The following is a 17,013-nucleotide window of genomic DNA, read 5'->3' as shown; positions in this document are numbered from 1 at the left end:
GCTGCCTGGGCGGCAGTGAACTTGCTATTTGTTTTGCTCTTGGATTTATGGCGTTTCTAAGCTGCCTGGGCGGCAGTGAACCGATTTTAACAAAGGTAAGGGAAACGGATGATTTTCTAAGCTGCCTGGGCGGCAGTGAACGCTAAGTTAGATCCTAAAGAATGAATGTGTCCTTTCTAAGCTGCCTGGGCGGCAGTGAACAATAGAATAAAGCAATAAAAGAAAGTCACAACAGGTGGTTAGGATAAAAAACCTATTTTTACCCTGTTGAATACCACCTGTTGTAACTGATTGTATACAAAGCTTATTTTTAAAGAGCAAAAATAAAGGGTAAAACTCACCCTTTGATGCTTAAAAGTGCGGTACTGTTCCAAGCGATGCAATACCATTAACTTTACGACTCAGCCCGTAGCAATCGAACAGCCCATCCACAGGTGTACTTTGCGGATATCTTTCGATAAACAGCGGGAACTTGCTGTTTTTGTCCGGCGAACGTTGTTTCGTTTGCTGGCTGTGCAAGAAGATAAATGGCAAATCACACTGCCCAGTCGGTTTGCTTTTTTCAAGATCGGTTAAGCACTCGGCCAGCGGCTTGCCCGACTTTGCCGCCCATAATGCCGCCTTTTGCTGCATAGCCCGCTCAATCCGCTCAGGCGATTTCACCTGTTTGCGTACAAAGCTCACGTAGGAAACATCACTCGGTACGGGTTTGATCCCTTTCATATGCGCATAGTCTTCGAACCGATTCAGCCATTGGTGAATGGCTAGCTTTTCCAATGACGCTTGTTCTTTGGCAAAGAGGCGCAATTTACTGCCCAGGGGAAACTTAGCCCGGAGATAATCAGGAAAGCCAACCGCAACACTAGACTGATTTGCATCCACTTTGTGTTCAACAAGTGCAATATGCACTTGTTGAAACACGTTTTGCCAGAGGAAACCAAGCGAGATATCGACATCCGGTAGTAAGGTAATTTCTTGGTAGTAGTTCATTACCGCCACCTATTTATCACTTTCGCCGAATACCCCGCCGCGCACCAACACGGCCACCACATAATGCTCATCTTCTTCACGCGGTAGTGGTTCTCCACGAGCCCACTTGTCAAAGAAGCTGTAAAAATCCTGCTTATCTTTCGGAGTGCGGAATGCTTTACCCAAATTGGTCACTGCGCCATAAGGTTCTATGGCAATCGCCCCTGCACTTTGTTCTGCCAAAGCATATTCCGGATACCAGGTATCAATAGAACGCAATGCATTACCTATTTTTTGTGAGTGCATCGCTGCATGTTCATTAACGGCATAAAGAATTTTACTTTTCTTGGTTTTGCTATTGCCTTTATCCAACACTAGCTCTTCACTTGGATAAACTTCTTGCGCTTTACCCACTTTTGCGTAGCAGTCAATTTGCAGCATCAGGTGTTCGGACTTACTGGCCAAGGCCTTGGCAATGCGTTCAGCCAAACTACTCACTTGTTCGTCGTTATGATCGAAATGACGGGTGCTGAACTTTTTGGCGTCAAACGTCCAAGTTTGCTCCGCCCCTTTATTAAGCGCCTTAACTTGCACTTCGATTTCTTCAGCACCCACTCGGTTACGCCATAAGAAACGCGCGTTTGCCAGGTTAGTGGCGTAGCGTTTTGCCAATTCAAAACAACCATGCTTGGCAATGTACTGCTCAACTGCGGCACTATAGCTCTGTTTGAATTGCGCATTATTACAAGCCGAAGGTTGAGCTAAACCACCCAACACTTTTAGGGTGAAATGGAGTTTAAGAGTGTCTTGATCTTGCCCCAGAGCACAGGCATCGACACGTTGTAAGTTTGCTTTCTCCACTTCGGCATTTAACTTAAGTGGATCATTTTTTACTGCCGCTTTTAAACGGTTAGAAATGGTTCCACGTACCGATTTTTCTTGTAACGATAAAGGAGTGACCTGTTCTTTAGCGTCCCAGCTAGTGCCAAATAGATAGCCATCTGATGGGACTAGTTTCTTCTCAAATGCCAATACTGAAGCGGTGTCGTTAATTTTAGCCATGAGATTGTTCCTTATTGATGTTCGTTGATAGCGTTAACTTGCTGACAAAGGTAAAGATCGTTTTCTAAATCGGAGTTGTATTGCCAAAGGGCGTCATCGAGGTTTTTAATTTTGTGCGCCATAACAAACTCACCTAGCGTGACCACGCTTTCGGCAAAACGATGGGGCGTAGTGGGATCTCGTTGATTTTTCGCCTCACCTAATGGTGAAATGCCCTGAAACCCAGTGGCAATCGGCACAATCCAACCATGGGTTTTGCGCTGGCTGTGCCAAACAACACTGCCATCTTCAAGCTGTTCACAATTGTGGTTAACGCTGAGGTAGCCAAGCAGTGCATCTAATGCATCATTGTCTTGCTGCATGGCCTCTATCATTAGATCGCGCCGTTCTAGCAGTACATAGCCCGGCATCAGTTGGCGTAGAACTCGCGTCGTATCCTCTTCTGTCACCACTGAGCCGATTGCGGGCTTTCCTATACAGATGACATCACCACCCGCTACTTTCATGGTGGCGATGACCGCTTGCAATTGCCCTGCAAAATCAGGATATTGCACCTGTTCCTCATCGCCACTCCACTCAATCACTAAAGAGACGTCTAAATGACAGCGTGCTTCTTCTATAAATGCCGAACGCGAACCGTCCTTATCGAGTGGGTTACCTGTACCAATGATTGAATGGACAAAATCGCCCTCACCTTTGTGAGTTTGTACATCACAGCAATGACTGACAACGGCGACACTGTGCAGCATTAACTCAGACAGACCGGCTTGGTTCAATTTGCGCTCCAAAGCGTGGACAAACCCTAACCATGCTGTCATGGCCGGAAAACCTATGGTAAAAGGGCTTGAGAGTGCATTGGCGTTGTGAATTTTAATATGGGGCAAAATCAGCACTCTCATCGAAAGTTCTCCCTATTGCTGGCAACCACTGTCTCAATGGCCAAGAGTTCTTGATCAGCCAGTAATAAGGGGTTGCTGATGACTTTGCTGCGGCTGTAGTGGTTGATTAAACCACGGGCAATTTGACGAGTGATTTTATCGAGCCACTCATTCTCTTGTTCTCGCTGCGATTCAAATTCAGGGTACAACCAAACTTTTTGCTCCGATGGCAATTCGCTTGGTAAGTCGCCTTGATGGTCAGTGAGAAACAGGCGCACTTGCCACATTTTTTCAATAACCAAATCAACGTATTGCTGAATACGGTAATCGCGTCCATCACGGATATTGATGTTGTTATAGTCAGCCTTAAACAGTCGATGCAACGCTTCCAACACCTCCTTGGCTTGCCAAGCAGTAAAACACTCTTTGAAAAAGTCCGTCTTAGGCAAGCGGATTTCTCTGGGTGTTAAATTAGGCGGAATGGATGGAAGAAGATGGGCTTTTCCCGCATTTTGGTTATTGAGCACGCTGATGTTTTGAGGTTTTGTACCGCCAAAGCCAATGGTCGTTAGACCAAATATTTCTTGATAACCCTCTGGGTGAAATCGATTGGCTTTTTTGCTCTCTCTGGCCTCTTTGACAAGCTCCCCAAATCGCATTGCATCAAGTCGTTTGCGTAATTCAAAAAGATGGCCTGAATGGGTCAATAGTGACAATAAATGATATTCACCTTCGGCTACCGGGAAATAGACCTGCTTAATCTTCGAGCTGGATACCGAAGCTTGATCGCTATCGATCATTTTTAAAAAACCGTCTCGTAGCGTCTGATAATCACAGGTTGGCACCTCAAGCAACTGGCGAGCCAACTCACTTTCTTGTTCAATATGCACGAGCAGAGAGCGTTGATCGCTCATCGGCAAGCTCAGGAACTTATACACGTCCAATGCCGCTGCATTACCGAGTGCATCAGGCTCTACCGCCACATTGCCTGATCGCAGAAAGCCATCGGCACTCGGTTTATTCTTGGCAATTATCGATGAAACATAGCCATTTTTGTTCTTTCGCGCACTCGGATGACTAAAGGTGCAGGGATGTGAGGCTATTGAGATTTGCCCTGCCCTTTTAGCAGCATCGGGTAACCAATTTGCCAACAGAAAGTTTTGCTCACACTCCCGCTGTTTTTCCAATACTTCTGATTCTTGCATCGAGGTACTGACATTTTTCTTAAGCCAGGCTTCTTTGCGCTCGGCAAAGAAGGTGACTATTGCTGGATCTAACACAGTAAATCCCTCCACTATTTAACCTTAACCAAGCCTAATTGGTCGTTGTAACTGTATTGTTGACTTCCTTCCCGGTAGATAAAACTGATTTCTCCGTATCGTACTGACGTGACAAACTCCTGCTCAGGGCTTGGACTGTATAAACTGACTAACTCACTGTAATCACGCTGTAGCCAAAGCTTCTGTTGTTGGGTTGATGGAAACGGTAGATGTTCAATATTCAAGGTGCGTTCAATCGGGTGTAAGCCGCCCTGATCTTCACGCAAACAAAACTCAATGCTGCGCGCTTTTTTAACTAAGTAGATTTGCACTGAGGGTTCACTTTTACGAAAGCGTTTGAAGTATTGCGGCAATGCCGTAAGCCACCAGTAGCCATGAATATGACCGTGTAAATGCTCACACCAACAAGATTGACGCTGGCTTTCCCGACGGTTGCGGCTGAATCTATCCCGGCGGTTAACTTCGCTTACTTCTGACTTGCCGATTTGATCCGTGCCGCATGTTTTGGCGGTGGCAAAGTGCTCTAAATCCGCCAAGTTTTTTTGTGGCTCCAACGTCGCTCGCTTCTGAATTCGAGCAACCGCATTAACCGATTGCAGCAATGGCTTTTCGTCCACCAACTGGGTTAAGTCATGAGTGACGAGCTGAGTAGTTCGGTCGGTTTCATAGCCAGGACGGTTAAATACTCGCTCTTCTCCCCCCTTGAACCCTTTGAGGTTGTACTGCAACAAGCCAATATTGGGCACAGGAATTTCTCCATCACGGTGCCTGCGTACACGGCCTGCCATTTGAATAATCGAACGAAAAGAAGAGGGCTCTATCACCGCCCAATCAAAGTCATGGTCACGCCCCACTTCTTCCACAGGCGTAGTCACCAAAATAAAGATCATATTTTTTGCAGAACAGGCATTTAAATGACCGCGAATAATGGGATGGCTGAAGGCAAGCGGTAATTCGTTCGCGGCTTCTTTACGCTTAAGCACCTCATCTAGATGCTTTTCTTGCTCGTGACGCAGCAACAACACTTGCTGACTGTGGTAAGCCATACAACGTACTTCGGTATCTGCAGGCCAATCACAACTGAGCAAGTACTTGGTTAGCTCGACACAGGGTTGAATATTGGCAAGGCGCACCACACCAAAGGAAACTTGAATTTGGCTTTGGGGATCTAAGGTAAAGTGGTGCCGGTGTTTAGCCAGCACCGCTTGCTTTACCGTTGCAAAATACTGAGTATCAAGCGGTAAATCTGGTTGTTTGAGGCAGGGGATAATTTCGGCTTTACGTTTGGCGGTTTGCTGTTTGAGCTTCTCGACCCGTTTATTGATAAAGCCTTGTTGCAAAGCCCGGTAAGCCTCCAAGTCATAATCATTGCTCCCCACCAACTGAGTATGTGCCGTAAATTCATCAATATAAATACAATTAATGCTGGCTTTTCGGTCACGACTAGCGGCAAATACTGCCCACCCCTGGCGATAGGCATTGTACAAACCGAGCGCTAAATCCGGCGGGATGGTGGCAGAGGAAATCATGACTTTTCGCCCCAGCATACCGGCCAAGTGAACGAGTCTGCCAATCGCAATCAGATCGTCGCCAGTAAAATCATCGATTTCATCTATCACCAAATCGGATGACATTAACCGTAAGCAAGGCAATATATAACGCCCACCCCGTTTGGTTTCGGTAGCCGCCATAATATGATCTATGGTGCAAGCCAGTACCGGGGCATACAGCAACTTGCGATCTTTTTCCTTGATTAAAACTGTGGTGAGTTCTTCTTCGGGCAATACGCCCTGCCAATGCAGTTCATCAGTTTCTTCTTGCAAGCTTTCCATCGATTCAGAGCCAAGCTCAGCTTGATTAAGTTCCACTTCCTCCTTATCGACTTGCGCACCAGTCTGGTGATGTAACTCGTAAATCGCCTTAGAGCCAATGAGCACAGCGAGATCTTTATCTTGCAGTTTGAGCCGCTGCTTGTATTCATCGCCGGTTTGCAAAGTAAGGGTGCGCAAACCAAGCGCGAGAATAAACCGCAGACTTTCACCATCCTCCGAGAGCGCCTGCATGATTTTGGCGTTAGCCATAGTTTTCCCGCAGCCAGTACTCGCCATATTGACCACAAAACAACCTTGGCTTTTATCTTCAGTATGCTCACGCCACTCGATAATTTTACGTACCGCTTTGTCTTGCCAACGGAACGCTTTTGGGGTGCTGCTTTTGGGTGCCAGCTCGGTAAGTTCAGTCGCTTTTAGCGGCTCAGATTCAAAAAAGGGCAGCAACCTCACCGTATTCACCGCCACCCTGGCGACATTAACCAAATGTTCATCCAGCTTTTGTTTACGCTCTTTGGTCTCGGGATCTGTATTGGCGTACAGCTCGGTTGAAACCTTCCAACTAGGATCATTGGCTTGCGAGGAGTAATAATGGTCGCCCAGCATCAAGCACAACCGTGCATGGTGTAAAACCACGCGCCAGCTGCCGTCATTCATCGCTTGCTCTAACAAAGGCAACTGATGCAATAAATCCTTAGCTCGGCGTTGCAATGCCGTTAGCCAAGTTTGTGATTGGGAAAGTAACCCTAAAGGAAATTCAAAGCATTTGGGTAACAGCCTGTTGTAATCCTCAAATTGGTTTTCATACCCCCATGCCGAAGTAATTCTGGCCAACAAATCACCAAGCGAACTATTATGATTCTCTCGCTGTTCCCGACACATCTCTTCTTTTTTGGGCAGCGGTAATCTGTGATGAGAAACAATTAACCAACTAATCAATGCTGCTGCGTTGGGCAGTTCGCTTAGTGGCTTTTCCGTTTGTAACCTTTGGTAAGTCAATCGCGACTCATCAATGCCTTGGTTGATCAGAAAGTTCAACCATGCTTCATCGTGACTCTCACTCATCTGGCTTGTAACGAACTGATGAAATAACAGGCAAGAGATCCACTCATGGCGCAGTGGGTCGCCTTTATGCTGGGTTTTAATCTCTGGTTTTAATTTTTCCTGAAACAGTAAAGAAGCCTTACCCCAATCGTGCAACAAAGCGGCCATAGCTGCGAGCGCTTTAATCAGTGGCAAATATTTCCAATCACTTTCATAGTCGCTGTTGAGTAAATCTTTCTCAGTACTGTTAACTGGCACCACACCTTCCAAATTAAATTTCTTTTTATTCCCCACCACCCATAAAAACTGGCTGCGGGAGCGAGAGCGGATCCAATGGCAACTGACGGCAGTGCTGCGGCTGGCGGTTTGACGTAGCATTTTTTTCACCGTTAACAATCCCTCTTCGGTGATCAGGGTTTGCCAGGTGTTATCGCCAATCCGGTTGGCGAAAGCATCCAGTACGCGACGGGTTTTCTTAAGCGCGTTTTTTTCACACTGAGAGACAAAGGTGACCATCATAATGGGATTACCTCGCGCTCTTGTTCACCCTGACCTCGCAAGGCAACGCGTTTTACTGTGTCAAACATAAAGTCGAGGGCTTTGTGCTCAATAAAGGCTTGCAATATTTGCTGGCGAAACTCTTGTTCGGTTGCGTTTTCTTTGGCACAAACAAAGGCCCAGGGCAGCACAATGGCGTCTTTGATTAAATCGGCCACATCAAACACCAAAGCACCGCGGCGGGTTTTACCATGCATCACGGCAAAGCCATGCGGAATCCCCAATACCCACAAACAGCTTGCTGCCAAACCATAAGCTAAGTAGTTGCCATGATTTAAAAAGTCGTTGGCTTTGTCGGTACATTTTTTGTCGGGTTGTTGTTGGCGAGAAAAACCCTCTTTGCCGGTATTATTGGCTGCGTATTTGTATAGAACTTTGGTTAATTGCGCTTCGGTAAGCAGCAGCTCTGAAGATTGACTGGCTGCCACTGTGCGCTTGTGGAAGGTTTCAAGTGATTGTTGGATAACCTGATCCTGAACATTGAACTTTTCCAGAGCGAGTTCACGGTCAGTGCGCCACACCTTTTGTAAGTAGTCGATTCGGGCATTTTGAAATTGTTTCGCGGCGGCTAAGCGCTTTTCATCATCAAACCAAAATGAGAGCCAGCCTTGCAGGTATTCGGTAGGCCGATATTCACTTTGCGGTGTAAACCATTCCACTTCAGTCGCCATATGCAACGGTGTGCCGCCACCGCCACAAAACCCTACCAGTACTCCGGCCTGCGAGAGCATACGCATTGCGGCCTGAGTAATTGATGTACCGTTGCCAAGCAGCAAGACTGTGGTGTTGGCGATAGGGATATTGAAGTAGAGGTTTTCTTTATCAGCTTCGGTTAAATAGAGTACTCGGCCATCTTTTTGCATTACGCGACAATATTCGAGGTAATACATGTTGGCGCGTTTTGAGTGCAGAATCACTTTAAGATCAGAGGGTGAGAAATCGTCCATTTAAATACCTCGGCGTTAGATATCAGTTACTTTTACCCAACTTTCCTATTGCCACCAATACTGTACAGACACTCAGGTTAACTGAGTTTACCTTGGCTTAAACCATGCCGGTCCTAGCTATTGAATAGCCACTGCTTGATGTCATTTCGGTTTACCAGCACCAACTGCTGAGCCTCTGGAGTGCCATCCAGATACTTGGTATTGACCTGCATTTCCCTGAGCAGGTAATCCACCAAAGCTGCCCGGCACTGAATAATGAGTTGTCCCCCTTCCATCTGATAATCTTTGGCCAGCACCTGTTGTTGCTGGGCTGTCAGGCGGGGATCAGGAGCCAGAATTACCGCCAGCATGGTCTGCCAGGCAGAGTCATCTTTTACAGTTTGATGGGCGATGCCCTCCACAACAGGAATTCCCCGAAAGCGGCTCAGGACAAGATCGCGAAAAGCCGCTGACTTTTCACAGTAACCCCGAACATGGTAGCGGCTGCCGGCCTTGACTAAGGTGTGGGGGGTAAAAATTCGGCCTTCATCTTCGGGATTGGACAGAGAGACATATTCCACCTCAAGCCTGAGGTTTTGCTCGATGGCATTAATCAAACCGGCGAGGACATGGCGGCAAATGTTGCGTTCCGGCAATGCCATTCGGGTGGCACAGGAGCCATTCAAGGGGCGGGGCTGAGCAAAGTAACCTGTCTCGTACCAGAGGAAAAAATCATCCAGGGAAGCGGAGGAGTAGCTGAGACTGGCGTGCTCCGCAAACCCGAAACAGGCCTTATCGAGCTTTATCAGGGCGCCGGGGTGCAATTCCCGGTATTTGGCCAAATCTTTGTGGGCTTGCTGACGGGTAATGGTAAATTGGTGTTCGATATCTTTATTGCGGACTCTCCCTTTCCAAAAGGCCAACATCTCGAGAAAAGCAAATCGCTCTATCGGCAACTTACAATTGCTCACCTTCCCCTCCATGGACATTTAGCTGTCGTCACCTGAACATAAATTCAGTCTGCCATAGCCCCATGTTAACGAGTAGGTCTGATGGCGAAATATTCGACACAGCTCATACAATATATGATTCGGTAAAAGTCACTCTGATAAATGCCCTCAACATATTGTTTAGTAAAAGAAGACGGCCGAATGGCCGTCTTGTTAGATACCTCGGCTCTTGGGTATTAAATCTCTGCCGGCTCCAACATAAAGACCTTCTTATGCTGTCCCATGAGTTGTTGCAGCAGTTGATTGGTCTGCTCCAGCGTCAGCTTATTCAGCGTGTTATCAGTCTCGGCTAGCTCCTGAAGTCGCCCTTCATCGGCCATGGTCTGTGCCAGCGCGGCGCTCCAAAAGGCGGCGCTTTGGCGCTGTTGACGCTGCAATACGGCCAGGGTTTGCTTGGCCTGTTTGAACTCGGCCACACTCATGCCTTCGCGCACCAGATGCTGCACTACGGCATCGGCGTCTGCGGCCAGCGCCTCGGCCCGCTCAGGCGCCGCGGTGAAGTTGAGCCGTCCCAGATAATAAGCCGCCGGGTCACGCGCCAATAGCTGCGACATCTGGATCACATAAACACCGGAAGCCTCGGTGCGCAGTTTCTGCCGCAGCCTTTGGTTCAGCACCTGCTCTATCAACTGCATCGCCATGCTGTTTGCCGCACTCCACTTCGTATCCTGGCTGTATTGGATCTGCACCATGGTTTTCGGGCTGCTGCTCCAGGGATAACGGCGCTCCATGGACTCGGCCTTGGGGCGAATGTTGCGGTCAGTCCAGCTCTGCGCCGTTTTGCCATCCTGTTTGGCAAGATGACCGAGCCAGAGGTTGGCCTGCTCGCCCAATTGCTTGAGCGGCAGATTGCCGCTGATGCTCAGCACCATGGCGCCCGGGTCACCCAGCAGTTGCCTATCTAATTGCTCAAGCCTTGCCAGCTCTGATGCAGGGTCATTGCCCTGCATCAATAGCAGCTCTCCGTTCTCAAAGGCGGCTTGTGTGATGGCATCCATAAAGCGCCGCTCGGCGGGCATATGATTCCGCTGTTGCTGAATGGCCTGTAGCTGCCTGCTCAAAGCCTCCTGGCAATACTTGGGCTGGGTCAAACGCAGGGTAAATAACTTGAGCAGCGGCGCCAGGGTATCGGCGGATGCCTGACCACGCAGGCCATGATGCAGCAGCTCGGCATAGGGGGTGATGCTGATGCCGTATTGCTTCTGCAAGGCCAGCAGATCCCGGCCCGAATATTCGCCGATACCGCAGGAGGATGGCAAGTAAAGTGCTTGGCTGACATAGCCCTTGGTGTTGTGGTTCTCCAGAGAGCGGCCACCGGGAAGGCGTAGATCCAGCTGAATATTATCGGTCAGCATAGGATCGCTGTGCAGCAGCAAGGTCAGGCCATTGGCCAGTTGCCAGCGCTCGCTGCGAACCTTGGGCAAGGCGCCAAGCGCCGGCAGTGATGCTCTATCCACAACCTTATTCATCGCTGGCGGCGTTAAGTCCAGTGTCAGTTGCCTGGGTTTGAGCGCAAAGGCGCCTGGCGTGCTCGCCAGCCCCTGTTGCCAGGCGGTCAGCAGACTATTTTTATTGAGCTTTTCAGCGTCGGTGTCCGGCCCTATGAGGGCAATTTTGACCTCGGCCTGTTGCAGCAAAGACTGCACCGCCGCCTGCAGATGCTCGGGCGTGACCTCGGCGAGGAAGGTCTGGGTCATCTGCCACTCTTGCTGCTTGTTCAGCATAGGCATTTGAAAGCTGACGGCATTAGTCAGTTGCTCAAGCAGATAACCGCTTTCATAGCGCGACTCGCTCAGCGCCTGCTGTTGCAAGCGCGCCAACAAGGGCCCCTTAACGGCATCCAGCTCGGCTTGGCTCACCCCTTGGCTCGCCAAACGTTTAAGCTCGGTGGCAAAGCGCTGCAACGCTGCGCCATAGTCGGCATCGAGCGGGTGCAGAATCGCCAGATGCTGAATTCGCGAGGGCGACAGTACCGCGCTCTGATCGCCGAGCTGCGCCTTGGCAAACAGCTGTTCATCCACCATCAGGCCGAGACGACGGTTCAGTACCGCCAGCCAGAGCCTGTCGAGCAGATCTCGCCATTGGCCGTTGACACTATTGAGCGGCGCGGGCATGGGCTGTTGCAGCATGAGTTGGATGAAACGCTGCGATTGCTCGGGATCCAACACAGTTTGCAGTTGCACCTCGGCAGCGGAGGAATCGAAACGGCCCCAGTCGGCGGTGACTTTACTGTCGCCCTTCGCCATAGGCCCGAAGAAGTGCTCGATATGCTGCCGAGCGTCTTCGACATCGAATTCACCGGCCATCATCAGCACCATATTCTGCGGCTGATACCAATCCTGATAATACTGCTTGGCCAGGGTCACAGGCGCATTGCGGATCACTTCGGGCAGACCTATAGGATTACGCTCGGCCAGTTCGCTGCCTTGATAACGCAGTTGCTCCAGGGCGCTGTTGATCCTCTGCCCTAGCCCCTGACGCAGACGCCACTCTTCGATGATCACTTCCCGCTCGCGCTCAAACGCTTGGGGATCGAACGTCAGCTTATGCCCCCATTGGGATAAGATTTTCAGTCCCAACGCCACTTGCTGCTCGTCGGCGGCGGGTAAAGACAACTTATAGACGGTAGAAGCAAAGCTGGTGACCGCATTAACATGGCTGCCAAGGCTGATCCCCTGCTGCTCCAGCTGTTTAAAGCTTTGCTGATCCGCAAATGCCTCTGTGCCCTTAAATGCCATGTGTTCAACGAAATGGGCCAAGCCTTGCTGGGCGTCGGTTTCCTGCAGCGAGCCGGCCTTGACCAGCAGCCTGAGTTCCACATTTTGCCGCGGATCTTTCCTGGGCAGCAACATCACCTGCAAACCGTTTTCCAAGGTATAAGTTTGCAGATCCGGCCTCAGTGGCAAGCTGTCCTCGGCAAGCGGCTGCTGTGATTGTTGCAGCGACTGTGGTTTTGGCTCAGTAGTGCTTTGGCAAGCCAGCAGCAAACCGGCCAGCAAACATACTATCAAGGGTTTCATTTCAGACCTCCCTCAAGTGGGTAATGGTGGCTGGCGGCATCAAGCAATGATCGTCCTGTTCCAGAGAGATAATCTCATCGGCCAACTGATGTAACTGCAATTGATGGCTAACCAACACTATGCAGGCCTTGGGCAACTCGGCGCGCAAGAGTTGCAGCAGCGAAGTCGCGGCGGCTATGTCCAGCGCCGAGGTGGTTTCATCCAGCAGGATCAGCTCAGGGGCGTTGAGTAGCAACCGGGCAAACATTACTCTTTGCTGCTCGCCGCCCGATAGCCGCTGCAGCCAGTTATCTGTGTGTTCGAGCGTGTCCTGCAGCTCCCCCAGCCCCACCTGCTGCAACACCTGGCGGCAACGCTCATCACTAAACCTCTGAGTGGCAGCCGGATAACAGATGAGCGACTTGAGTGAGCCCTCCGGCAGATAAAGGCGCTGGGATATCCAGCAGGGACTAACCCGAGTCGCCAGTTCCCCGCAATAGCCATCCCAGAAGCCTGCCAGAGTTCGCAGTAAACTGGTTTTCCCGATACCGGAGCGGCCGTGCAGTACCAGCAGCTTTCCCGGTGTGAGTGAAAGGCGCAGTCTTTGCAGCAGCGGCCGACCATCCGGCAACAAGAGATCCAGACTGGCCTGCAACAGCGGCAAGGCCTGTGAATCGAGCACATTGACACTTTTCTCTGGGACACTATCGGTTGCAGCTGAGGGCTTGGCGGCGACTGCCGCCTCGGGCCGCGACGTATCGGCAAACAGACTGGCTTCAAAATGACTCAGACGCTCGATTGTGGCGCTCCAGCGCGCCAGGTCTTTATAGGCGTAGATAAACCAGCTGAGGGCACTGGCCACCTGGGTGAAGGCCATCTTTATCTGCATCAAACCGCCGAGCTGAATTGCCCCGGCAAGAAACTTGGGCAGAGCAAAGAATATCGGCGCCAGCATGGTGACCTGGCTGTACCCTGTCGTGAAGAAGGCCAGATTACGCTCCTTGGACATCAAGGCGTACCAGTTACCGGCTACCCGGGAGAAGCTTTGTGCCAATGCCTGCTGCTCGCAGTCCTCGCCTCGCTGACCGGCAATGGCTTCACTATGGTTACGGCGCTGCACCAGGGCGATACGGAAATCCGCCTCACGCTTTTGCTGCTGAAAGTTAAGCCGGTGCAATGGCCTACCCACCTTGTGGGTGATCAGGGTGCCAATCAGGGTGTAGAGCAGGCAGACCCACACCATGTAGCCGGGTATGGTCAGCTCGGCATCGCCCAAGGGAATGCTGATCTCGCCGGACAGCGTCCAGAGGATCACCACAAAGGAGCCTATGGTGAGTACAGAACGCAGGAAGGATAACAGCAGATCCAGCGAAGTCTCCACCAGCAGGAAAACATCCTCGGCGATGCGTTGATCCGGGTTGTCAGGCTCCTGCTGCCCAAGCTGGATTCGGTAATGGCGACTATCCGGCGACAGCCAACGGCTACAGAGATCCCGGGTCATCCATTCACGCCACTGAATGATCAATTTTTTCTTCAGGTAGTCGGCGTACACCAACACCAGCACCAAGGCGACTATGATCAGCATAAACTGCTGCAACAGGGGGTAAATCAGGCTGCCATCCAGCTGCTGCAGCGCGTTGAAGAAGTCGCCGTTCCACTGGTTGAGCTGTACGCTGAACCACACCGAGGAGAGGCTTAAGGTCAACACCACCACCAGCAATGCCAACGCCGGCAGCCGTTGCCGATTACACCAAAAGGGTTTTATCAAATGCCAGAACATGGCCAGATGTTTCATATCGGAAAATCCATCAATAGCAACGGGCGGCCGCTGGGCCGCCCGCCGAAGGGTCAGCTTAGTATTCGTAGTTCAACTGCAACCAGAACTGACGCCCCGGTTCATAGTTGAAATAGAGTTGATCCTGGTGAACAAAGGAGTCGTTGGCATTTTTATGGTTGAGCAGGTTATAGATCTCTACCGACACTGAAGCGCCTTTGGCAAATTCGGGCTGCCATTGCAGCTTGGTATCCCAACGGAAGGTCGAGGCAAAATCCACTTTGCTGTACTTGACCAGATCCTTGCCGGTCTCGGGATCGCGGAAATAACCATTCTGATCGCGACTGGCCTGCTCACGGCTGGAGGTCCAATGCAGCAGGTTATACCAGGTGAGGCCGTAGTCATCGAACTCGTGGGTCAGTTCCAGATCTATCTTCCAGGGCGCATTGAAATCTGTGGCCGGTAAATCGGCCGCAGCAATGACCTTGCCGTCATACCAAACCTTATCGGCATCCACGTTAAGACCGGATTCGAAATAGCTATATCCCTGATCTTTTGGGGTGTTGCTCTTGGTTTCCTGCCAAGCGACCGAGAACTTGGCCTGGTGGTTCGCGCCCAAGAATTGAAGGGTTTCCCGATTCATCAGGGTGAAGATCACGCTGTCATGACTGGTGCTGCCGCTGTTGTCGAAGGTTCGAATGGCGCGCTGTTCATAATCATCAGTGCCGGGATACTTGTAACGGCTGCGCACTTCATCGCGGCCGTTACGGTGCACATAATTCAGCTTCCAGATACTGTTGTCCCAAATCTGTTGAACGCCGACGGTAAACTCGTCGTTATAGGGCGTATGCAGCTCTTCCATCCCCTCATAATCCCGGGTCGGCATCCAGTCGTTGTCGGCAGAGTTGGGTTTACAGTCAAAGTAGCAATGCACCAGGCCACCGTTTTGGCCACTGTAGAGAGCATAAGTCAACATGGAGCGACCATAGTAACGGTTGGCCCCGGCGGTCAGCAGGGTGTTGCCGTCGCCAAACAGGTTCCAACTGCTACTGAGCCTCGGAGCCAGATTATTGCGATTGACAAAGCCGTCGTGATCCAGCCTTAGACCAGGCCTGAAGCTGAAATCGCCCCAGTTGATCACATCTTCAACATAGAGAGCATACTGGCTGTGAGTGCTCTTGTATCTGCCTTCAAGAAAGGCATCGAGACGCAGTTGTGACCAGCCCATCATCTCCAGGCTGCCGTCGTAGTTGTTGCGGTAGTAAGTCTTGTCCCGGTTGAACTCGGCGTCGGTGTAACTGGCTTCGCCCCCCAGGGTAAAGGTGTGGCTCATACCGGCCCATTTGAGGGGATCCCATTTCCACTTCAACTTGGCGGTACTGGTTTCCTGGGTAGAGTCCAGATCGCCCGGGCCTCCTGAAGAGTAGGAGCGATTGCTCTGCCAATCCATCAATTGCACCCAGTAAGTTTGCTCGCCGGCACGCTTGTCTGTCATGCGGTTATAGTTGAGCGACAACTCCAGTGTCGAAGCGTCAAAACCGTGCTCTATCTCCAGGGTAGAACTGTAGCCCTTGTGTTCATCGCGGTAGTCTGAATTGGCCACTCCGTTGAAGAACATCTCCGCCTCATAAGCCGAATAGGCCAACGACAGATGCGCCGTGGTGCGTGGTGAAGCGTACCAGGAAAACTTGCTGAACAGATTGTCTGAGGTGCGCCGTTGATGCTTGAGGCCGCCGCCTGTCTTGAAGGCCACCAGCTCACCGTTGGCATCCAGTCCCACTGCGGTAGCAGGTACATTCATCATAGGGATTTTCGACTCACGCCGGGAAACCGAAGCCACAAAACCCAAGTCGTCGGTAATGCCGGTTTCAAAACTCAGGCCATAGTTGCGCTTGCTGTAATCCGTCTGGAATCTGGCCGGTTGTGACAGATCATTATTAGCCGAGTCGAACTGCAATTTGTCATCTATATGCACCTTGTTCCAACTGGCATCCGTTTGGCGGAAATAAACACTGGCGGCAGTTTCCCCTTGCCAACTGCGGGTTGTAGCATCCACTACCCCGCCGGTAAAACCACCGAATTCCACCGGAATATTGGCATCATAGAGGGTCACGCTGTCTATCAGGCGGCTGTCGACATACAGGCCCTGCTCATCGCTGGACAGGCGGGCATTGGTGACCACGCTGCCATCGACCGGATCCAGATCGTTATTGATGCTCATGCCATCGAGCAGGAAAGCATTTTGGTAGGCATTACTGCCGTGAATGGAAATGTCGGCGGGTTTGATCTCCCCTTGATTCAAACTGCTGTTGGCGCTGTTGGAAAACTGCACCGCTGGATTAGACCTGAGCAAGTCGGTCAGGTTACCGTCACCTGTTGGGCGTTTTTTAATATCTTCCCGGGTCAGGGTTTCATGTTGAGTCAGGCCATTGTCGGCCTGCTCTCTGACGATTATCTCCTGTTGATCAGCCACATCAACCTGTTGCGCCTGAGCTACCGGCACTAATGCCAGACCACAGACTGCAGCCGCGTGTTTCTTCATCCTCAATCCCTTTATTGTTAAAAACAGCGATGCCGGAGTTGAACCCGCACCACTAAAGTGTGAGGTTGGCCAAAATAACCTGATCAAATGCAAATGACAATTGTTATCATTACTATTTGCTGGTAATGTCTCAAATCATGTC

General features: G+C 50.7%; 10 protein-coding genes and 1 CRISPR repeat array (1 of these 11 only partly in view). All 10 genes read right to left on the bottom strand.

Going from position 1 to position 17,013, the window contains the following annotated elements; all coding sequences use genetic code 11:
• Window positions 1-201: direct repeats of the CRISPR family, unit length 28 nt; unit sequence TTTCTAAGCTGCCTGGGCGGCAGTGAAC (it extends 1,927 nt beyond the left edge of the window).
• Between the two features lie 150 nt (window positions 202-351).
• The 10 genes from cas6f to ACMHXH_RS12380 all read right to left on the bottom strand — a co-directional run bounded on the left by cas6f (window position 352) and on the right by ACMHXH_RS12380 (window position 16,871).
• Window positions 352-990 (bottom strand): type I-F CRISPR-associated endoribonuclease Cas6/Csy4, encoded by a 639-nt coding sequence (gene cas6f / locus ACMHXH_RS12425; RefSeq protein WP_071475678.1) that lies wholly within the window; start codon window positions 988-990, stop codon window positions 352-354.
• A 9-nt stretch (window positions 991-999) separates the two neighbouring features.
• A complete protein-coding gene (gene csy3, locus ACMHXH_RS12420) occupies window positions 1,000-2,031 on the bottom strand; it encodes a type I-F CRISPR-associated protein Csy3 (protein ID WP_071475679.1) in 1,032 nt (343 codons plus the stop codon).
• A gap of 11 nt (window positions 2,032-2,042) precedes the next feature.
• Window positions 2,043-2,930, bottom strand: a complete 888-nt coding sequence (gene csy2 / locus ACMHXH_RS12415; RefSeq protein ID WP_335912308.1) for a type I-F CRISPR-associated protein Csy2 — start codon at window positions 2,928-2,930, stop codon at window positions 2,043-2,045.
• Window positions 2,927-4,189 (bottom strand): type I-F CRISPR-associated protein Csy1, encoded by a 1,263-nt coding sequence (csy1, locus tag ACMHXH_RS12410; protein ID WP_335912309.1) that lies wholly within the window; start codon window positions 4,187-4,189, stop codon window positions 2,927-2,929. Before csy1 ends, csy2 begins: the two co-directional genes overlap by 4 nt.
• Window positions 4,190-4,203: 14 nt before the next feature.
• Entirely contained in the window at window positions 4,204-7,581 is a 3,378-nt protein-coding gene (cas3f, locus tag ACMHXH_RS12405; protein ID WP_335912310.1) for a type I-F CRISPR-associated helicase Cas3f, read from the bottom strand.
• Window positions 7,578-8,567, bottom strand: coding sequence for a type I-F CRISPR-associated endonuclease Cas1f (gene cas1f / locus ACMHXH_RS12400; protein ID WP_071475682.1), 990 nt, complete (start codon window positions 8,565-8,567; stop codon window positions 7,578-7,580). Before cas1f ends, cas3f begins: the two co-directional genes overlap by 4 nt.
• A gap of 113 nt (window positions 8,568-8,680) precedes the next feature.
• On the bottom strand, window positions 8,681-9,517 hold the full coding sequence (locus tag ACMHXH_RS12395) for a WYL domain-containing protein (protein ID WP_335912311.1): 837 nt from the start codon (window positions 9,515-9,517) through the stop codon (window positions 8,681-8,683).
• A 215-nt stretch (window positions 9,518-9,732) separates the two neighbouring features.
• On the bottom strand, window positions 9,733-12,576 hold the full coding sequence (locus ACMHXH_RS12390) for a M16 family metallopeptidase (protein ID WP_412514182.1): 2,844 nt from the start codon (window positions 12,574-12,576) through the stop codon (window positions 9,733-9,735).
• A 1-nt stretch (window position 12,577) separates the two neighbouring features.
• The gene (locus ACMHXH_RS12385) at window positions 12,578-14,350 is read right to left on the bottom strand and encodes an ABC transporter ATP-binding protein/permease (RefSeq protein ID WP_413738122.1); all 1,773 of its coding nucleotides are present in this window, start codon (window positions 14,348-14,350) and stop codon (window positions 12,578-12,580) included.
• 58 nt (window positions 14,351-14,408) lie between these two features.
• Window positions 14,409-16,871 (bottom strand): TonB-dependent receptor plug domain-containing protein, encoded by a 2,463-nt coding sequence (locus ACMHXH_RS12380; RefSeq protein WP_413738120.1) that lies wholly within the window; start codon window positions 16,869-16,871, stop codon window positions 14,409-14,411.
• Window positions 16,872-17,013 lie beyond the last annotated feature (142 nt).

Source organism: Shewanella sp. BJSY2023SW001, from assembly GCF_047314685.1.
In the GTDB taxonomy this organism is placed as follows: domain Bacteria; phylum Pseudomonadota; class Gammaproteobacteria; order Enterobacterales; family Shewanellaceae; genus Shewanella; species Shewanella indica.
The sequence above is the reverse complement of the archived record's forward strand: the minus strand, read 5'-3'. Positions and strand labels throughout refer to the sequence as shown.

What these genes read in the sequence shown, in the direction of transcription:
- cas6f (WP_071475678.1), bottom strand. Translation starts at nt 990, where the DNA reads ATGAACTACTACCAAGAAATTACCTTACTACCGGATGTCGATATCTCG.
- csy3 (WP_071475679.1), bottom strand. Translation starts at nt 2,031, where the DNA reads ATGGCTAAAATTAACGACACCGCTTCAGTATTGGCATTTGAGAAGAAA.
- csy2 (WP_335912308.1), bottom strand. Translation starts at nt 2,930, where the DNA reads ATGAGAGTGCTGATTTTGCCCCATATTAAAATTCACAACGCCAATGCA.
- cas3f (WP_335912310.1), bottom strand. Translation starts at nt 7,581, where the DNA reads ATGATGGTCACCTTTGTCTCTCAGTGTGAAAAAAACGCGCTTAAGAAA.
- cas1f (WP_071475682.1), bottom strand. Translation starts at nt 8,567, where the DNA reads ATGGACGATTTCTCACCCTCTGATCTTAAAGTGATTCTGCACTCAAAA.
- ACMHXH_RS12390 (WP_412514182.1), bottom strand. Translation starts at nt 12,576, where the DNA reads ATGAAACCCTTGATAGTATGTTTGCTGGCCGGTTTGCTGCTGGCTTGC.
- ACMHXH_RS12385 (WP_413738122.1), bottom strand. Translation starts at nt 14,350, where the DNA reads ATGAAACATCTGGCCATGTTCTGGCATTTGATAAAACCCTTTTGGTGT.
- ACMHXH_RS12380 (WP_413738120.1), bottom strand. Translation starts at nt 16,871, where the DNA reads ATGAAGAAACACGCGGCTGCAGTCTGTGGTCTGGCATTAGTGCCGGTA.